At 76.7% G+C, this 657-nt stretch carries 1 protein-coding gene; it reads left to right on the top strand.

Going from position 1 to position 657, the window contains the following annotated elements:
- Positions 1-81 precede the first annotated feature (81 nt).
- On the top strand, positions 82-573 hold the full coding sequence (locus EAO77_RS35175; protein WP_147992389.1) for an NUDIX domain-containing protein: 492 nt from the start codon (positions 82-84) through the stop codon (positions 571-573).
- Positions 574-657 lie beyond the last annotated feature (84 nt).

The raw sequence follows: 657 nt of genomic DNA, 5'->3' as shown, positions 1-657 counted from the left end.
GCGTAGTCCGGGGTCGTCACGGCTCGCAGCGTAGAGGACCGGGCCCCCCGCCGGCGGGCCCGGTCCTCTACGCTGCGAGCCGTGACGACCCCGGACTACGCCGCCTACATCGCCTCCCTCCCCCGCGTCCTCGCCGGTGCGGCCGTGCTGCTGCGCGACGCCGCCGGCAGGGTGCTCCTGGTCGAGCCCAACTACCGCGCCGGCTGGGCGCTGCCCGGCGGGACCATCGAGTCGGACCAGGGCGAGACACCGCGGCAGGCGGCGCGCAGGGAGACCCTGGAGGAGATCGGTCTCGACGTCGAGCCGGGCGCCCTGCTCGCCGTGGACTGGGTCCCGGGCGTGGGCCGTCCCCCCGTCGCCGCCTACGTGTACGACGGCGGTGTGCTCACCGACGAGCGGCTCGCGCAGATCAGGATCCAGGAGGCGGAGCTCCTGTCCTGGCGGCTGGTGGAGCGCGAGGAGCTGCCCGGTCACCTTCTCGGGGAGCTCGGCGACCGCGTGCTGTCGGCCCTTCGCGCGCTGGACGCCGGCACGGGGGCGGTCGAGCTGGAGAACGGCCTGCCGCCGCGCTGACGGCCCGGTGGGGACGCGAAGCCGGGGCGCGCGGCGGCGGGGGACTGGCCGGTCTGGCGACGGCGGACCTCTCCGGGCTGGACG

The organism is Streptomyces sp. T39 (assembly GCF_008042045.1).
Taxonomy (GTDB): domain Bacteria; phylum Actinomycetota; class Actinomycetes; order Streptomycetales; family Streptomycetaceae; genus Streptomyces.
The sequence above is the reverse complement of the archived record's forward strand: the minus strand, read 5'-3'. Positions and strand labels throughout refer to the sequence as shown.